The 17377-nt window shown below is 60.0% G+C and carries 12 protein-coding genes; 4 read left to right on the forward strand and 8 right to left on the reverse strand.

Translation table 11 applies throughout. The annotated features are described in order from the left end of the window. Window positions 1-58: 58 nt before the first annotated feature. The 5 genes from topA to E3Z29_RS22110 form a co-directional block, all read right to left on the reverse strand. Entirely contained in the window at window positions 59-2689 is a 2631-nt protein-coding gene (gene topA / locus E3Z29_RS22085) for a type I DNA topoisomerase (RefSeq protein WP_134786956.1), read from the reverse strand. A gap of 114 nt (window positions 2690-2803) precedes the next feature. Then, window positions 2804-3040: a DUF1653 domain-containing protein gene (locus tag E3Z29_RS22090; protein WP_134786957.1), complete on the reverse strand. Its 237-nt coding sequence runs from the start codon at window positions 3038-3040 to the stop codon at window positions 2804-2806. 100 nt (window positions 3041-3140) lie between these two features. Continuing rightward, entirely contained in the window at window positions 3141-4316 is a 1176-nt protein-coding gene (gene fadA, locus E3Z29_RS22095) for an acetyl-CoA C-acyltransferase FadA (protein ID WP_047600135.1), read from the reverse strand. 29 nt (window positions 4317-4345) lie between these two features. Next, window positions 4346-6493 (reverse strand): fatty acid oxidation complex subunit alpha FadB, encoded by a 2148-nt coding sequence (gene fadB, locus E3Z29_RS22100; RefSeq protein ID WP_024013640.1) that lies wholly within the window; start codon window positions 6491-6493, stop codon window positions 4346-4348. 527 nt (window positions 6494-7020) lie between these two features. Then, window positions 7021-7458 (reverse strand): hypothetical protein, encoded by a 438-nt coding sequence (locus tag E3Z29_RS22110; RefSeq protein ID WP_134786958.1) that lies wholly within the window; start codon window positions 7456-7458, stop codon window positions 7021-7023. Between the two features lie 103 nt (window positions 7459-7561). Here E3Z29_RS22110 and E3Z29_RS22115 point away from each other — a divergent pair, with 103 nt between their 5' ends. Beyond that, entirely contained in the window at window positions 7562-7999 is a 438-nt protein-coding gene (locus E3Z29_RS22115) for a universal stress protein (protein ID WP_108590729.1), read from the forward strand. Window positions 8000-8180: 181 nt separating this feature from the next. Here the strand turns inward: E3Z29_RS22115 and E3Z29_RS22120 are convergent, their stop codons facing one another. Next, window positions 8181-10103 (reverse strand): ATP-binding cassette domain-containing protein, encoded by a 1923-nt coding sequence (locus E3Z29_RS22120; protein WP_098964816.1) that lies wholly within the window; start codon window positions 10101-10103, stop codon window positions 8181-8183. Window positions 10104-10317: 214 nt separating this feature from the next. Between E3Z29_RS22120 and E3Z29_RS22125 the strand changes: the two genes are divergently transcribed. Beyond that, entirely contained in the window at window positions 10318-12246 is a 1929-nt protein-coding gene (locus tag E3Z29_RS22125; RefSeq protein ID WP_134786959.1) for a transglycosylase SLT domain-containing protein, read from the forward strand. 85 nt (window positions 12247-12331) lie between these two features. Here the strand turns inward: E3Z29_RS22125 and E3Z29_RS22130 are convergent, their stop codons facing one another. Continuing rightward, window positions 12332-14110: an ABC transporter transmembrane domain-containing protein gene (locus tag E3Z29_RS22130; RefSeq protein ID WP_098964819.1), complete on the reverse strand. Its 1779-nt coding sequence runs from the start codon at window positions 14108-14110 to the stop codon at window positions 12332-12334. 256 nt (window positions 14111-14366) lie between these two features. On the opposite strand from E3Z29_RS22130, the gene E3Z29_RS22135 reads away from it, so the two are divergent. Next, a complete protein-coding gene (locus E3Z29_RS22135) occupies window positions 14367-14546 on the forward strand; it encodes a PA1571 family protein (protein WP_027611439.1) in 180 nt (59 codons plus the stop codon). Window positions 14547-14624: 78 nt separating this feature from the next. On the opposite strand, the gene pdxB is transcribed toward E3Z29_RS22135, so the two are convergent. Then, a complete protein-coding gene (pdxB, locus tag E3Z29_RS22140; protein WP_134786960.1) occupies window positions 14625-15767 on the reverse strand; it encodes a 4-phosphoerythronate dehydrogenase PdxB in 1143 nt (380 codons plus the stop codon). Window positions 15768-15938: 171 nt separating this feature from the next. Here pdxB and E3Z29_RS22145 point away from each other — a divergent pair, with 171 nt between their 5' ends. Beyond that, window positions 15939-17348, forward strand: coding sequence for an MATE family efflux transporter (locus E3Z29_RS22145; RefSeq protein WP_027611437.1), 1410 nt, complete (start codon window positions 15939-15941; stop codon window positions 17346-17348). Window positions 17349-17377: the final 29 nt, after the last annotated feature.

Consider the following 17377-nt stretch of genomic DNA (forward strand, 5'->3'; position numbering starts at 1 on the left):
AAAGGCCGCATGAAAACCCGAGGGTCATCATGCGGCCTTTTGTGGATCAGGCTAACGCTTACTCAGCCTTGGCTTTCGTACGCTTGTCTTCAACAGTCCACTTGCCACCGTCGTAGAACGCTTTCCAGCCGGTAGGCTTGCCGTCGACCTCGGTCTGCACATATTGCTCCTTGGTCTTGCGGCTGTAACGGATTACTGCCGGCAGACCATCAGGATCCTTCTGCGGTGCTTCGCAGAGGAAGTGGTACTTCGGATCGATCTCATCCTTGTGCGGCAGAATCTCGATCACCAGCGGAGCACGAGTCTCGCGGTTTTTCGGGAACTGGCTGGCCGCCAGGAACAGACCGGAAGCACCGTCGCGCAGAATGTAGGTGTCGTTGACCTTCTCGCATTTCAGCTCGGGCATCTTCACCGGATCCATCTTCGGCGGCGCCGCGTCACCGCTCTTGAGCAGTTTACGGGTGTTCTTGCAGGTCGGGTTGGTGCAACCGAAGAACTTGCCGAAACGGCCAGTCTTGAGCTGCATCTCGCTGCCGCACTTGTCGCACTCCAGGCTCGGACCCTCATAGCCCTTGATGCGATAGTTGCCTTCCTCGATTTCGTAGCCGGCACAATCCGGGTTGTTACCGCAGATGTGCAGTTTGCGCTTCTCGTCGAGCAGGTAGGCGTCCATCGCGGTGCTGCAGATCGGGCAGCGATGCTTGCCGCGCAGCACCAGCGACTCCGACTCGCCCTCGTCGTCCGCAGCGATCTCGTCGCCCGGCACCAGGTTGACGGTGGCCTTGCAGCGCTCTTTTGGTGGCAGGCTGTAACCCGAGCAACCGAGGAACACGCCGGTCGATGCAGTACGGATCTGCATCGGACGACCGCACGTGGTGCACGGAATATCAGTCATGACCGGCTGGTTGGCACGCATGCCGCTTTCCGGGTTCTCGGCCACTTCGAGCTTCTTCTTGAAGTCGCCGTAGAACTCGTCCAGCACGTTTTTCCAGTCGCGCTCGCCCTGAGCCACATCATCGAGGTTCTCTTCCATGCCGGCGGTGAAGCCGTAGTCCATGAGGTTCGAGAAGCTCTCCGACAGACGCTCGGTGACGATATCGCCCATCTTTTCCGAGTAGAAACGACGGTTGTGCAGGGTCACGTAGCCGCGATCCTGAATGGTCGAAATGATCGCTGCGTAAGTCGAAGGACGACCGATGCCGCGTTTTTCCATTTCCTTGACCAGGCTGGCTTCCGAGTAACGGGCCGGCGGCTTGGTGAAATGCTGCGACGGATCGAGCTTGATCAGCTTCATCGCATCGCCCTGCGCCATGTCCGGCAGAACATCGTCATCGCCAGGCTTGGTGATTTGCGGCAGAACGCGGGTGTAACCGTCGAACTTGAGGATGCGGCCTTTGGCACGCAGCTCGAAGTCGCCAGCGGCAACGCTGACGGTGGTCGACAGATATTGCGCCGGCAGCATCTGGCAAGCGAGGAACTGGCGCCAGATCAACTCGTAGAGGCGCTCAGCATCACGCTCCATGCCTGCAAGCTTGCTTGGCGTGGTGTTGGCATCGGAAGGACGAATCGCTTCGTGAGCCTCTTGTGCGCCTTCCTTGCTGCTGTAGACGTTCGGCGTTTCCGGCAGGTACTTCTTGCCGAACTCGTCCTCGATATAGGTACGCGCCATCGCCACGGCATCAGCCGAGAGGTTGGTCGAGTCGGTACGCATATAAGTGATGTAGCCGGCTTCGTACAGACGCTGGGCCATCATCATGGTTTTCTTCACGCCGAAGCCCAGGCGGTTGCTCGCGGCCTGCTGCAGGGTGGACGTGATGAACGGCGCCGACGGCTTGCTGCTGGTCGGCTTGTCTTCGCGCTTGACGATGCTGTAGCTGGAGGACTTGAGCTTCTCCAGCGCGGCTGTGGCCTGAGCTTCGTTTAGCGGTTTGAAGGCTTCACCCTTCTCGCGCGCCACTTCGAAACGTACGGTCGAACCCTTGGCGGTGCCAAGATCAGCGTGCACTTCCCAGTACTCTTCCGGGTTGAATGCACGAATCTCGCGCTCACGCTCGACCACCAGCTTCACGGCAACCGATTGCACGCGACCGGCCGACAGGCCACGGGCGATCTTGGCCCACAGCAGCGGCGAGACCATGTAACCCACAACGCGGTCGAGGAAACGACGCGCCTGCTGGGCATTTACACGATCAATGTCCAGCTCGCCCGGCTCGGAGAAAGCTTCCTGAATCGCCTTCTTGGTGATTTCGTTGAACACCACGCGCTTGTAGCGGCTGTCGTCACCACCGATGGCTTCGCGCAGGTGCCAGGCAATGGCTTCCCCCTCGCGATCCAAGTCGGTTGCGAGATAGATGGTGTCAGCATCCTTGGCGAGCCGGCGCAGCTCTTCGATGACCTTCTCTTTGCCCGGGAGGATCTCGTACTGGGATTTCCAGCCATGCTCCGGATCGACACCCATGCGCGAGACCAATTGCTTGCGCGCTTTCTCTTTCGGCGTGAGCACCGGCCCCTCGCCCGCGGCAGCCTTGCCGCGCTTGGCGGCTGGCTCTTTGCTGGCGCTAGCCGAACCGCTGGTGGGCAGGTCTCGGATATGGCCGATACTCGACTTCACCACGTATTGGTTGCCCAGATACTTGTTGATGGTCTTGGCCTTAGCCGGGGATTCCACAATGACCAGCGATTTGCCCATGGATCAGAAAATTCCTGAATTCTAGAAGTGAAAGGCGGTTGGCGCCTGACGCGGCACCGCTATATATAGTGGCTACAAGGTGAGGTCAAGCACAGGGTTCTGTGCGCACTCGCCTTATGCCTTGGAAAAAAGGCTCGGTTCGGCGTGCACCAAAGCAAAGCGTGGCACCTGCTCGCCGTCAACCTCGACCGACTCGACGAACATGCTCAAAGGGCGTACCCAAAAGCCGTAATCGCCATACAGGGCTTGGTAAAACACCACTTCTTCTTCGGTCTCGGAATGCCGCGCAACATTGAATACACGGTACTGCTGACCTTTGTAATGTTTGTAGAGCCCAGGTTGTATCGGCATGCTTCGGCCCTCACTCAAATTTTTTCAAAATAAATACAAAAATAAATCCGCAAAAAACAAAAACCGGGGCACTTGGCCCCGGCTTCCATCGACGAGACGCTTAAACGCGTTCGAAGACGGTGGAGATGCCTTGGCCAAGACCAATGCACATAGTGGCCACCCCAAAGGTGCCGCCATTCTGCTTCATCACGTTCAGCAAGGTGCCGGAAATACGGGCACCGGAGCAACCGAACGGGTGACCCAGGGCGATCGCGCCGCCGTGCAGGTTAACCTTCTCGTTCATCTTGTCGAGCACTTTCAGATCTTTCAGCACTGGCAGGGCCTGTGCAGCGAAAGCTTCGTTGAGCTCGAAGAAGTCGATATCGTTGATGCCAAGGCCCGCACGCTTCAGGGCTTTTTGTGTCGCCGGCACTGGACCATAGCCCATGATCGCCGGATCCACACCCGCCACTGCCATCGAACGGATCACGGCCATCGGCTGGATCCCCAGATCCTGTGCACGCTGCGCCGACATCACGATCATGCACGAAGCACCATCGGTGATCTGCGACGAAGTACCGGCTGTCACGGTGCCGCCTTTTGGATTGAAGGCAGGTTTGAGGGCCGCCAGACTTTCCAGGGTGGTTTCCGGACGAATGGTTTCGTCGTAGTCGAACAGCTTCAGGAAGCCGTTTTCGTCGTAGCCCTGCATCGGGATGATTTCGTCTTTGAACTTGCCTTCCACCGTCGCTTTATGGGCGAGCTGGTGGGAGCGCACGCCAAAGGCATCCTGCTGCTCACGAGTGATGCCGTGCATCTTGCCGAGCATTTCTGCGGTCAGACCCATCATGCCCGAGGCTTTCGCCGCGTACAGCGACATGTGCGGGTTCGGATCGACACCGTGCATCATGCTCACGTGGCCCATATGCTCGACGCCGCCAACCACGAATACGTCACCGTTGCCGGTCATGATCGCTTGCGCTGCAGTGTGCAGGGCGCTCATCGACGAGCCGCACAGACGGCTGACGGTCTGGCCGGCCGAGGTGTGCGGGATCTGGGTCATCAGCGACGCCATGCGCGCGATGTTCCAGCCCTGCTCCAGGGTCTGGTTCACACAGCCCCAGATCACGTCCTCGACTTCAGCAGGATCGACCTTGGCGTTGCGTTCCAGCAGTTTGCTGATCAGGTGCGCCGACATGTCTTCGGCGCGGGTGTTGCGGTGCATGCCGCCCTTGGAGCGGCCCATCGGAGTACGACCGAAGTCGACAATCACGACGTCTCTAGGATTCAAGCTCATAAGTTCACTCTCACTCTAGTTGGGGGCGCTTAACCGAAGAAGCTCTGGCCGTTTTTGGCCATTTCGCGCAGCTTCGCGGTCGGGTGGTACAGCGCGCCCAAATCAGCGTACTGGTCAGCCAGGGCAACGAACTCGGCCACACCGATCGAATCGATGTAGCGCAGCGCACCGCCACGGAATGGAGGGAAACCGATACCGTAGACCAGACCCATGTCGGCTTCGGCGGCGGTTTCAACGATGCCGTCTTCCAGGCAGCGCACGGTTTCCAGGCACAGCGGGATCATCATCCAGTTGATGATGTCTTCGTCAGTGACTTCGCGCTGCTCGTAAACGATCGGCTTGAGCACTTCCAGCACCGACGGATCGGCAACCTTCTTCTGCTTGCCTTTCTTGTCGGCTTCGTATGCGTAGAAGCCCTTGCCGTTCTTCTGGCCCAGACGCTTGGCCTCGTACAGCACGTCGATGGCCGAGCGACGATCATCCTTCATGCGATCCGGGAAGCCTTCAGCCATCACGTCACGACCGTGGTGACCGGTGTCGATGCCGACCACGTCCATCAGGTACGCCGGGCCCATCGGCCAGCCGAATTTTTCCATGACCTTGTCGATGCGGACGAAGTCCACACCAGCGCTGACCAGCTTGGCGAAACCGCCGAAATACGGGAACAGAACGCGGTTGACCAGGAAGCCCGGGCAGTCGTTGACGACGATCGGGTTCTTGCCCATTTTCTTGGCGTAGGCAACGGTTGTGGCAATCGCCAGCTCGCTGGACTTCTCGCCACGGATCACTTCCACCAGCGGCATCATGTGCACCGGGTTGAAGAAGTGCATGCCGACGAAGTTTTCCGGGCGCTTGAGGGCCTTGGCCAGCAAGCTGATGGAAATCGTCGAGGTGTTGGACGCGAGGATGGTGTCCTCTTTGACCTTGTCTTCGACTTCAGCCAGCACAGCTTGCTTGACCTTCGGGTTCTCGACCACGGCTTCAACAACCAGATCGACGTGACCGAAGTCACCGTAGGACAGGGTCGGACGAATACCGTTGAGCACTTCAGCCATTTTCGCGGCGGTCATGCGGCCTTTGTCAACGCGGCCAACCAGCAGTTTGGCGGCTTCGGCCAGACCCTGCTCGATACCGTGTTCGTTGATGTCCTTCATCAGGATCGGCGTGCCTTTGGAGGCCGACTGATAGGCGATACCGCCGCCCATGATGCCGGCGCCCAGTACGGCAGCCTGCTTCACGTCCTTGGCGATTTCATCGTAAGCCTTGGCCTTTTTCTTCAGTTCCTGATCGTTCAGGAACAGACCGATCAAGCTCTGCGCGGCAGAGGTCTTGGCCAGTTTGACGAAACCGGCGGCTTCGACTTCCAGCGCCTTGTCACGACCGAAGTTCGCGGCTTTCTGGATGGTCTTGATCGCTTCGACCGGCGCCGGGTAATTCGGGCCTGCCTGCCCTGCCACGAAACCTTTGGCGGTTTCGAAAGCCATCATTTGTTCAATGGCGTTCAACTTGAGTTTTTCAAGTTTTGGCTGACGCTTGGCCTTGTAGTCGAACTCGCCGGAGATGGCGCGTTTGATCAGCTCAAGGGCAGCTTCCTGCAGCTTCTCCGGAGCAACCACGGCGTCGACGGCGCTGACTTTCAGCGCGTCCTCAGGACGGTTTTCCTTACCGGCGGCAATCCACTCGATGGCGTTATCGACGCCAATCAGGCGCGGCAGACGCACGGTGCCGCCGAAGCCTGGGTAGATGCCCAGTTTGACTTCCGGCAGACCGATCTTGGCCTTGGTCGACATGACGCGGTAGTCCGCCGCCAGGCACATTTCCAGACCGCCACCCAGGGCGATGCCGTTGATCGCGGCCACGGTCGGAACGTTGAGGTCTTCGAAATCGCTGAAGATCTTGTTGGCTTCGAGATTGCCAGCAACCAGCTCGGCATCCGGCAGCTTGAAGTTGTCGACAAATTCGGTGATGTCGGCGCCGACGATGAACACGTCCTTGCCACTGCTGACGATCACGCCCTTGATCGAAGCATCTGCCTTGATGGTGTCCACGGCCTGACGCAGTTCGTTCAGGGTAAGACGGTTGAACTTGTTGACGGACTCACCCTTGAGGTCGAATTTCAATTCGACGATGCCACTTTCAAGAGCTTTAACCGTGATGGCTTTACCTTCGTAAATCATCAACTGATCTCCACGATATGGAAGCTGAACAGTACACGTCGGACGCAGGTAAATGGCTCGGCAGGACGCTTTTTCGTCGATGCTGACGCCAATCCACCCGGCACACCCGCCAACGCGATAGTCGGGATTCTGTAGGAGCAGTCTGTAAGACAAACGCTCAATTCATACGCCCGTTTGATTTGGGTACGTCACCTTCACGGAATTTCCAACAATTGTCAATCGCCCAAAATACGGGTTGAAATGCGACTTTGTGGTCATTTCCGTTGCACACAGATCCGCAACACGCAGCTGCATGCAAAGCCATTCATAGAATCAATAGTTAGAAAAGTCGCCCTAATTCCCGGCGAGCCTTGTTTAACAGGCTACGCTGGCTGGACTACAGGGAGATTCGCTGCCACTAAAAAACGAGTCAGCGATAAAAAACAGTTACCGGCCTGCCTGGCCACCCAGCCCGATGAATCATGTCGGGCTTTTTATTGCTCGTCTGCCGGACGCTCCCCACCCTTGCAGTGGGAAAAGTCCGCGAGTCAGGCCAGCGCTTTCAGAGTCGCGTCGATATCCTGCAAAACCGTGGCTTCGCCCTTCTCGCCCCAGTACAGCGCGATCATCTGCTTGTCGGCCTCGACCTTGAACACGTTGCCCGGCAACTTTTCGAAATGATCGAGCAGCAACTGGTCCTCGCAGACTTCCTGCCACTGATTGACCCATACCCCCGGCGATTTCTGCCAGTAGGTCCAGCACGCCGGCTGAGTGCCACGCCGTGGCCGATGATATTGCGCGCACGGGCTGGGCGGCTCCTGAGACAGCCAGTGTGGCCACTCCTGAGGCGCCAGCTGCATGGCCAGCCCGATGCGTCGCGCCTCCATGCGCAGGGCCATGCGGCCGCTCTGCACGCGCGACGGGCGCAACCACGCCATTGGACTCAAAACCACCAGCAGGATTGACACCACCAGCCAGACCGTCATATCTCTACTCCCGACTTAAGGTGAGTGCATTGTGTCACTTTGGAACCAATGCGCTTGAAACCAGCCATACTTAACAATATTGATCCCTCACGAGGAGCACCTCATGCCCTACAACCACATTCTGGTCGCCGTAGATCTGACCGAAGAGTGCGACCCTGTGATCCACCGCGCCCGCGAGCTGTCGGTGAGCAATGGCGCGAAGCTGTCGCTGGTGCATATCGTCGAGCCGATGGCCATGGCATTCGGCGGCGACGTGCCGATGGATCTGTCACAACTGCAACAGCAGCAGTTCGATCAAGCCAAGGAGCGCCTTGAGCGCCTGAAGCTCAAGTACTCCGAGCTGGAAGGTGCCAACTGCCACCTGACTTACGGCCAGCCACGCCAGGAAATTCACCATTTTGCCAAGGAGCAACTGTGCGACCTGATCGTGGTCGGCAGCCATGGCCGTCACGGTCTGGCGCTGTTGCTCGGCTCCACGGCCAATGACGTGCTGCACGGTGCGCCTTGCGATGTTCTGGCCGTGCACCTGATCAAACGCTGAAACACAAAAACCTGTGGGAGCGAGCTTGCTCGCGAAGGCGTCGGCACATTCAACATTGATGCTACCTGACATACCGCTTTCGCGAGCAAGCTCGCTCCCACATTGGAATCTTCACCGATACCCGTATATGAAAAGCCCGGCGCTCATCACTGAGCGCCGGGCTTTTTCATGACCGAATCAATCAGGCATCCAGCTCGGCCCAACGCTCCACCAGCGCATCCAGCTCAGCCTGCAATTGCTCCAGCGAAGCAATCACCTTGGCCGTTTCTGCCGGCGGACGCTGATAGAAACCGGCCTCGGCCATTTCAGCCTCGACGGCCGCGATCTGCTGCTCCTTGGCATCGATATCACCCGGCAACGCTTCCAGCTCGCGCTGCAGCTTGTAGCTCAGCTTCTTCTTGGCTGCCGGCGCGGCAGCGGCAGGTGCGGCAGCCACGACAGGTTCAGCGGTGACCACAGCCGAATTCAGATCAGCCTTGCCCGACTTGCTCTCGGTCACGCCCAGCAGGCGCGGCGAACCGCCCTGACGGATCCAGTCCTGATAGCCACCGACGTATTCACGGACCTTACCTTCACCTTCGAAGACCAGGGTGCTGGTGACCACGTTGTCGAGGAACGCCCGGTCGTGACTGACCATCAGCACAGTGCCGTTGAAGGTCAGCAGCACTTCTTCGAGCAGCTCGAGGGTTTCCACGTCGAGGTCGTTGGTCGGTTCGTCGAGGACCAGCAGGTTCGCCGGTTTGCTGAACAGTTTGGCCAGCAGCAAACGCGCACGCTCGCCACCGGACAGCGCCTTGACCGGCGTGCGCGCACGCTGCGGGCTGAACAGGAAGTCACCGAGGTAGCTCAGGACGTGGCGGCTCTGGCCGTCGATATCGATGAAATCGCGACCTTCGGCGACGTTGTCGATCACGGTCTTTTCCAGATCCAGCTGATGGCGCAACTGGTCGAAGTAGGCCACATCGATGCGCGTGCCCTCTTCCACCTTGCCACTGGTCGGTTGCAGACCGTTGAGCATCAGCTTCAGCAGGGTGGTCTTGCCGGTACCGTTGGCGCCGAGCAGACCGATACGGTCGCCGCGCTGCAGGACCATCGAGAAGTCCTTGATCAGGTACGGGCCATCCGGGTGATGGAAGCTGACATTTTCCAGCACCATCACTTGCTTGCCGGACTTGTCGGCGGTTTCCAGCTGGATGTTCGCCTTGCCGGTACGCTCGCGACGCTCGCTGCGCTCGACACGCAGGGCTTTCAGGGCGCGAACGCGACCTTCGTTACGGGTACGACGGGCCTTGATGCCCTGACGGATCCACACTTCTTCCTGAGCCAGACGCTTGTCGAACAGCGCGTTGGCAGTTTCTTCCGCGGCCAGCGCAGCTTCTTTGTGCACGAGGAAGCTGGCGTAGTCGCCGTTCCAGTCGATCAGGCCGCCGCGATCCAGTTCGAGGATGCGCGTGGCGAGGTTCTGCAGGAAAGAACGGTCGTGCGTGATGAACAGCACGGCGCCCTGGAAATCCTTCAGCGCTTCTTCGAGCCAGGCAATCGCACCGATGTCCAGGTGGTTGGTCGGTTCGTCGAGCAGCAGCAGATCCGGTTCGGACACCAGCGCCTGCGCCAGCAGCACGCGACGACGCCAGCCGCCGGACAACTCGGCGAGGGTCTTGTCGGCCGGCAGCTGCAGGCGGCTCAGAGTGCTGTCGACCAGGGTCTGCAAGCGCCAGCCGTCACGGGCTTCGAGGTCATGCTGAACGTGCATCAGCTTGTCCAGATCGGCGTCGGTGACGATGTTCTGGCTCAGGTGATGGTATTCGGCGAGCAAGGCGCCAACGCCGTCGAGGCCTTCGGCAACCACGTCGAATACGGTCCGCCCGTCGGCCACCGGCAATTCTTGCGGCAATTCACCGATTTTCAGACCGGGGGCACGCCACACCGAGCCGTCATCGGGCTTCTGGTCGCCCTTGACCAGTTTCATCATGCTGGATTTGCCAGTGCCGTTGCGGCCGATGATGCACACCCGCTCACCACGGGCGATCTGCCAGGACACCTTGTCCAACAACGGCATCGCGCCGAATGCAAGGGACACATCGCTGAATTTGAGCAGGGTCATGAGCTTCTCCAAAAACCGGGCGCGCATTCTACCTGAGTTAGGCTCTCAGCAGGCCGGCAATTTGTCTGCCGAAGCACTCTGCACAACATTTGTTGCGAACTTGTGCTGCAAGACCGGCAAAGCTTTCGCCCGTTGCTGGCAAAAGGCTAAGCTACAGACAATTCAGTGCTGGCCGCGGCCGGTGCTTGTCATGATTTCTCTGCCCGGATGTCTCATGCGCAGTCGCCTTTTCAGTGTCTTGTCCTGTTTGCTACTCACCGCCACTGCCGCTCAATCCGCCCAGGCGGTGGACCTGTCCACCCAACGCCAGTATTACGATGAAGCCAAGCGTGCCTTGGCCAAGGGCGATACCGGCCCGTACTTCCGTTATAGCCAGGCCCTCGCCGATTACCCGCTGGAACCGTACCTGGCCTACGACGAACTGACCGCGCGTCTGAAAACCGCGAGCAACGCCGAAATCGAGAAGTTCCTCGCCGAGCACGGCGACCTGCCCCAGGCCAACTGGATGAAGCTGCGTTGGTTGCGCTGGCTCGCCGACCGTGGCGATTGGGCGACCTTCACCAAGTATTACGATCCGAAACTCAACTTCACCGAACTGGACTGCCTCAATGCGCAGTTCCAGATCAGCAGCGGCCACAAGGCCGAGGGCTATGCCAACGCCGACAAACTGTGGCTGACCGGTAAATCGCAACCGGCTGCCTGTGACGGGCTGTTCGGCATCTGGGCCGCCGACGGTCAGTTGACCGAACAGAAACGCTGGGAACGCACCAAACTCGCCGCCCAGGCGCGCAACTATCCATTGGCCAACAGTCTGGTCAACGGCCTGACCACCCTCGCCCCGCGCGGTCGGCTGCTGGTAGATGTGGCGCAGAAACCCGAGCTGCTCAATCAGCCGTCGCGCTTCACCCCGGCCGACGAGCCGATGTCCGATGTGGTCAGCCTCGGCCTGCGCCGCCTCGCCCGCCAGGATCCGGACAAGGCCATGGCCCTGCTCGACGGATACGCCAGCAGCATGCATTTCTCCCGTGACGAGAAAGTCGCGATTGCCCGGGAAATCGGCCTGACCCTGGCCCGGCGCTTCGACAGCCGCGCGCTGGACGTGATGACCAAATACGATCCGGAACTGCGTGACAACACCGTGTCCGAATGGCGCCTACGTCTGCTGCTGCGCCTGGCACGCTGGGACGATGCCTATCAGCTGACTCGTCGTTTGCCACAGGATCTGGCGACCACCAACCGCTGGCGTTACTGGCAGGCCCGCAGCCTGGAACTGGCGCAACCGCAGAACCCGGAAGCGCAGACTCTGTACAAGAATCTGGCGAAGGAACGCGACTTCTACGGTTTCCTCGCCGCCGACCGCTCGCAACTGCCTTACTCGCTGATGAACAAGCCGCTGGTACTCAGTCAGGCCACCATCAACAAGGTGCGCAACACTCCCGGCGTGCGGCGCGCGCTGGAATTCCATGCGCGTGGGCAGATCGTTGACGGTCGCCGCGAGTGGTATCACGTCAGTCGCCATTTCAATCGTGACGAAATGGTCGCTCAGGCCAAACTGGCCTACGACCTGAAATGGTATTTCCCGGCCATCCGCACCATCAGTCAGGCGCAATACTGGGACGACCTGGATATCCGCTTCCCGATGGCCCACCGCGACACCCTGGTGCGTGAAGCCAAGACGCGCGGCCTGCACTCAAGCTGGGTGTTCGCCATCACCCGCCAGGAAAGTGCCTTCATGGACGACGCCCGCTCCGGCGTTGGTGCCAGCGGTCTGATGCAGTTGATGCCCGGCACTGCCAAGGAAACCGCACGCAAGTTCAGCATCCCGCTGGCCTCGCCGCAACAAGTGCTCGATCCGGACAAGAACATCCAGCTCGGCGCCGCTTACCTGAGCCAGGTGCACAGCCAGTTCAACGGCAACCGCGTCCTGGCCTCCGCCGCCTACAATGCCGGCCCCGGCCGCGTGCGCCAGTGGCTGCGCGGTGCCGATCACCTGAGCTTCGACGTGTGGGTGGAAAGCATCCCGTTCGACGAAACCCGCCAGTACGTGCAAAACGTGCTGTCATACTCGGTGATCTACGGGCAGAAGCTCAATTCGCCGCAGCCGCTGGTGGACTGGCATGAGCGGTATTTCGACGATCAATGACAGGTGCTGGATACCTGAAATGAAAATTGCCCGCATCAATCGATGCGGGCATTTTTTTTGCCGTCAGCAAAGATCTGCGGCAGTTCTACACCGCCACCGCATGCCCGTCGTTGAACTGCAGCGCTGCCAACCGCGCATACAGCGGATTGCTTACGATCAGTTCCTGATGGGTACCGATGGCCACCAGGCTACCCTGATCCATCACCGCGATCCGGTCGGCGTTTTTCACTGTGGCCAGGCGATGCGCGATTACCAATGTGGTGCGATTTTGCATCAGGCTTGGCAACGCTTCCTGAATCAAGTGCTCGCTCTGCGCATCGAGGGCGCTGGTGGCTTCGTCCAGCAGCAGAATCGGCGCATCCACCAGCAACGCGCGGGCAATCGCCAGGCGTTGACGCTGGCCGCCGGAAAGTCCGAGGCCGGCGTCTCCCAAGTGGGTCTGATAGCCATTGGGCATCTTCTCGATGAAGTCATGGGCGTGGGCAATTCTTGCCGCTTCCTTGACCTGTTCCAGCGTCGCATCTGCATTGCCGTAACGAATATTCTCTTCGACGCTGCCGAAAAACAGCGCAGGCGATTGCGAGACCAGGGCGAAATTGCGGCGCAGATCCAGCGGGTCGAGGCTGGTCAGCGGCACACCATCTATCAGGATCCGGCCTTCAAGCGGGTCGTAGAAGCGCAACAGCAAGTCATACACCGTGGACTTGCCGGCACCGGATGGCCCGACAAGGGCCAGGGTCTCGCCGGCCCTGATGGTCAGGCTCAAGCCGTTGACGGCGTAGCTGTCCGGACGCGACGGGTAGGAAAAGCGCACATTCTGCAATTGCAGTTCGCCCTTGATCCGTTCTGGCAACGTCACCAGCCCGAGGGTCGGTGGCTGGATGATGTTCTGCGAACTGAGCAGTTCCGCAATGCGCTCAGCGGCACCCGCCGCACGCTGCAACTCGCCGATGACTTCACTCAACGTGCCGATCGCACTGCCGACGATCAGGCTGTAGAAAACGAACGCTGCCAGCTCACCACCGGTAATGCGCCCGGCAATCACGTCCATGCCGCCGACCCACAACATCACTGCGACCGCGCCGAGCACCAGCACGATCACCACGGTGATCATCCAGGAGCGCTGAAAGATGCGCTTGCGCGCGGTATCGAACGCGTCCTCGACGGTCGTGGCGAAACGCCGCTCGTCCTGCACCTGATGGTTGTAGGCTTGCACGGTCTTGATCTGGCCCAGGGTTTCGGAGACATAGCTGCCAATGTCGGCGACCCGGTCCTGACTCAGCCGCGACAGATTACGCACGCGCCGACCGAAAATCAGAATCGGCGCGACCACGAACGGCAAGGCAATCACCACGATGCTGGTGAGTTTCGGGTTGGTGATAAACAGCAGGACCACCCCGCCGATCACCATCAACAGGTTGCGCAGAAACATCGACAGTGACGAGCCGATCACCGATTGCAGCAACGTGGTGTCGGCAGTCAGTCGGGACTGGATCTCCGAACTGCGGTTGTTTTCATAAAACCCGGGATGCAGGTACACCAGATGGTTGAACACCTCGCGCCGGATGTCCGCCACACAGCGCTCACCGATCCACGATACCCAGTAAAAACGCGCGAACGTGCCGACTGCCAGGCCCAGCACCATCAGCATGAAGATACCGATGCTCTGGTTCAGTTGGTGCGGCGACTGCGTCATGAAGCCCCGATCGACCAGCAATTTGATCCCCTGCCCCATCGACAAAGTGACCGCCGCGGTGACGATCAGCGCCAGCAGTGCAGCGCCGACTTGCCAACGATAAGGCGCCAGAAACCGGCTGGTCAGACTCAGCGCTCGACGGTGCCGGGAAGAAAGCTTCGAGATCATTCAGGTACACATCCGTGTTGGTGAAAGGGCTAGCCTAAACCTTCTATGGGGCGGAACTCTGTAAATCACAATGAGTCAGGTTAAATATGCCCCCAAAGACTAGGCCATAGTTGCTATTGGTCTAATGTCCCGGTTGAGACGAGCGGTCATTTCTGTTGGACTGGAGGTGCCGCTTTTGACAGACCCAAGGGTGTTGTCACAGCCTGGTCACGTGGCGGTTTTAATCTACGTGCACAACCTGATGAGGAGACAGGCCATGTCCTTGCAACACAGCAGCGATGACAAGATTCAAGTGATCCGCACCAAGCCCGGCCAACCTCTGGGTTGCTCGATTATCGACAAGGATGGGCGTGAAGTACCGATCACTGAAGACATGATCCAGGACGCGTGCCGCGAACTGGAGAAGCGATTGGTCAAGCCTGCCGAACAAAAGTGATATAGCCACCGTCTTCCTGACCCGGCCCCTGTTTGGCCGGGTTTTTTCTGCCTGCCGTTTTGTTCTGCGCAGGGATTTTCAGACAGCCACCGCCCCCAGCGCCGCCACAATCTGTTGCAACTGCGGCGAATCACCGTCGATCCGCACCTTCAGCCCCTCGATCTCGCGCCGCACCGGATACTGCTTGCGCAACACATCGAAGGCCGCACGCTGTTCAGTGACATTGCCTACAAGACTGCGACGAAAATCCGCGTCATCGCGGCGCGGGTCGTACACCCCGCGGCACAACATCGCCAGCGCCCAGGCCGGATCGCTGTCGGCGTGCAGGGTCACTTCTGACAGCCACGGTGCCGGCAACAGGTCACTGAGCTGGATGCTCGGCGGCTGAACGATAAACTCGCAATAAGCCTGATAGATCTGCGCCGTCCCGCGCTGCTTGCCATCGAGGCTGTAGCCGGCAATGTGCGGCGTGGCCAACACGCAGAGTTCGGCAAGGGCGACATCGACCTCAGGCTCGGCTTCCCAGACGTCGAGCACCGCTTGCAGGTCCTCGCGCTCCAGCAGCACGTTACGCAACGCAGCGTTATCCACCACCGGCCCACGGGCGGCGTTGATCAGCCAGGTGCCGGGTTTGAGCTGTTGCAAACGCTGTTCGTCAAACAGATGCCAGGTCGCGCCTTCGCCGGTGCGCGTCAGCGGCGTGTGCAGGCTGATCACGTCGCACTGCTCGATGATCTGCTCAAGGCTGACGTAATCGCCGCCCTCGGCTGCCTGACGCGGCGGATCGCAAACTTTGACATTCCAGCCCAGGCCCTTGAGGACCTTGATCAACCGGCCGCCGACTTCACCGGCACCGATGACGCCGTAAGTACGTTGTGGCAGACCTACGCCTTCAATTTCCGCCAAAGTCATCAGGCTGCCCAGCACGTAATCGACCACGCCCCGCGCATTGCAACCAGGCGCGCTGGACCAGCTGATGCCGGCCTCGTTGAAATAATCGAGATCCAGATGATCGGTACCGATGGTGCATGTGCCGACGAAACGCACTTTGCTGCCTTCGAGCAACGCGCGGTTGACGTTGGTCACCGAGCGCACCAGCAACACATCGGCCTGCTCGACCGTTGCACGATCGATGGAACGGCCCGGCACCCGGCGGATCTCGCCGAAACCGGCAAAAAAGGCATCGAGCAGCGGAATATTTTCGTCGGCAACAATCAGCATGGCGGGCTCCTTAAGGGGATCGGCAGTTTAGGTGCAGATCCACCGTTGGGCCAGCGCCACAGTGGATGGCATCGATGATTACAAATCCGCAACAGAGGATTTTTCCTGACTGTCACGTCAGCGGCGTAGAATGCGGCGCCTTGCGCATCAACACCTGTGGACGCTTTGCCTGTGAATTCTGTTACTGATCAACCTCTCGCTGCCTCACTCACCCGCCCCGCGCGAATTCGCCTGGAGTTCAGGAACCTGCTCGCCCTGGCCTTGCCGATCATCATCGCGCAACTGGCGACTACCGCGATGGGCTTCGTCGATGCGGTGATGGCCGGTCGCGTCGGGCCGAAAGATCTGGCGGCGGTAGCGCTGGGCAACTCGATCTGGGTCCCGGTGTTTCTGCTGATGACCGGCACCCTGCTGGCCACCACGCCGAAAGTCGCCCAGCGTTTTGGCGCTGGCACCCACAGTGAAATCGGCCCGATCGTGCGTCAGGCGCTGTGGCTGGCGCTGGTGGTGGGCCTGATCGCGACAGCGATGCTGGTCGCCGCCGAACCGGTGCTGCACCTGATGAAGGTCGATCCCGAGCTGATCGGCCCGTGCATGCAATACCTGCACGGCATTGCCAGCGGCCTGCCAGCGGTGGCGTTCTATCATGTGCTGCGCTGCACCAGTGACGGCATCGGCCGTACCCGCCCGGCGATGGTGCTGGGGCTGTGCGGTCTGGCGCTGAACATTCCGCTGAACTACATCTTCATCTATGGTCACTTCGGCGTGCCGGCCATGGGCGGCGTGGGTTGCGGCTGGGCCACGGCCATCGTGATGTGGGTCATGGCGCTGGGGCTGGCCGGTTACGAGCGCTGGGCGCCGGCCTATCGTTCGAGCGAGATCTTCAGCCGCTTCGACTGGCCACAATGGGCGGTGATCAAGCGTCTGCTGGCGATCGGTCTGCCGATTGGCATCGCGGTGTTTGCCGAGTCGAGCATCTTTGCGGTGATCGCCCTGCTGATCGGCAGCCTTGGCGCCACCGTGGTGGCCGGGCACCAGATCGCGCTGAACGTCAGCTCACTGGTGTTCATGATTCCGTATTCGCTAGGTATGGCGGTGACCGTACGCGTCGGCCAGGCCTTGGGCCGTGAAGAGCCGCGTGAAGCACGCTTTGCCGCCGGTGTCGGCATGGGGACTGCGCTGGCCTACGCCTGTATTTCGGCGAGCATGATGCTGTTGCTGCGCGAGCCGATTGCGTCGATCTATACGGCTGATCCGACGGTGATCCACATCGCGGCGATGCTGATTGTGTACTCGGCGCTGTTCCAGTTTTCCGACGCAATCCAGGTCACCGCCGCTGGCGCTCTGCGCGGTTATCAGGACACCCGGGTGACGATGATCCTGACCCTGTTCGCCTACTGGGGCATCGGCCTGCCGGTAGGTTACGCCCTTGGCCTGACCGACTGGCTCGGCGAACCGCGTGGCCCGAGCGGCTTGTGGCAGGGTTTGATCGTCGGTTTGAGCTGCGCGGCACTCATGCTGTCGATCCGCCTGACCCGCAGTGCGCGCAAGCGTATTCGGATCAGTCGCAGCGCCGGCTGAAGCCCTTACGCAGGATAAAAAATGTGGGA

This window comes from Pseudomonas sp. S150, assembly GCF_004526365.1.
Taxonomy (GTDB): domain Bacteria; phylum Pseudomonadota; class Gammaproteobacteria; order Pseudomonadales; family Pseudomonadaceae; genus Aquipseudomonas; species Aquipseudomonas putida_A.

Excerpts from the sequence above, each read along its gene's own strand:
- E3Z29_RS22130 (WP_098964819.1), bottom strand. The coding sequence starts at position 14,110 with ATGATCTCGAAGCTTTCTTCCCGGCACCGTCGAGCGCTGAGTCTGACC.
- E3Z29_RS22115 (WP_108590729.1), top strand. The coding sequence starts at position 7,562 with ATGCCCTACAACCACATTCTGGTCGCCGTAGATCTGACCGAAGAGTGC.
- fadA (WP_047600135.1), bottom strand. The coding sequence starts at position 4,316 with ATGAGCTTGAATCCTAGAGACGTCGTGATTGTCGACTTCGGTCGTACT.
- pdxB (WP_134786960.1), bottom strand. The coding sequence starts at position 15,767 with ATGCTGATTGTTGCCGACGAAAATATTCCGCTGCTCGATGCCTTTTTT.
- fadB (WP_024013640.1), bottom strand. The coding sequence starts at position 6,493 with ATGATTTACGAAGGTAAAGCCATCACGGTTAAAGCTCTTGAAAGTGGC.
- E3Z29_RS22125 (WP_134786959.1), top strand. The coding sequence starts at position 10,318 with ATGCGCAGTCGCCTTTTCAGTGTCTTGTCCTGTTTGCTACTCACCGCC.
- topA (WP_134786956.1), bottom strand. The coding sequence starts at position 2,689 with ATGGGCAAATCGCTGGTCATTGTGGAATCCCCGGCTAAGGCCAAGACC.
- E3Z29_RS22110 (WP_134786958.1), bottom strand. The coding sequence starts at position 7,458 with ATGACGGTCTGGCTGGTGGTGTCAATCCTGCTGGTGGTTTTGAGTCCA.
- E3Z29_RS22090 (WP_134786957.1), bottom strand. The coding sequence starts at position 3,040 with ATGCCGATACAACCTGGGCTCTACAAACATTACAAAGGTCAGCAGTAC.
- E3Z29_RS22135 (WP_027611439.1), top strand. The coding sequence starts at position 14,367 with ATGTCCTTGCAACACAGCAGCGATGACAAGATTCAAGTGATCCGCACC.
- E3Z29_RS22120 (WP_098964816.1), bottom strand. The coding sequence starts at position 10,103 with ATGACCCTGCTCAAATTCAGCGATGTGTCCCTTGCATTCGGCGCGATG.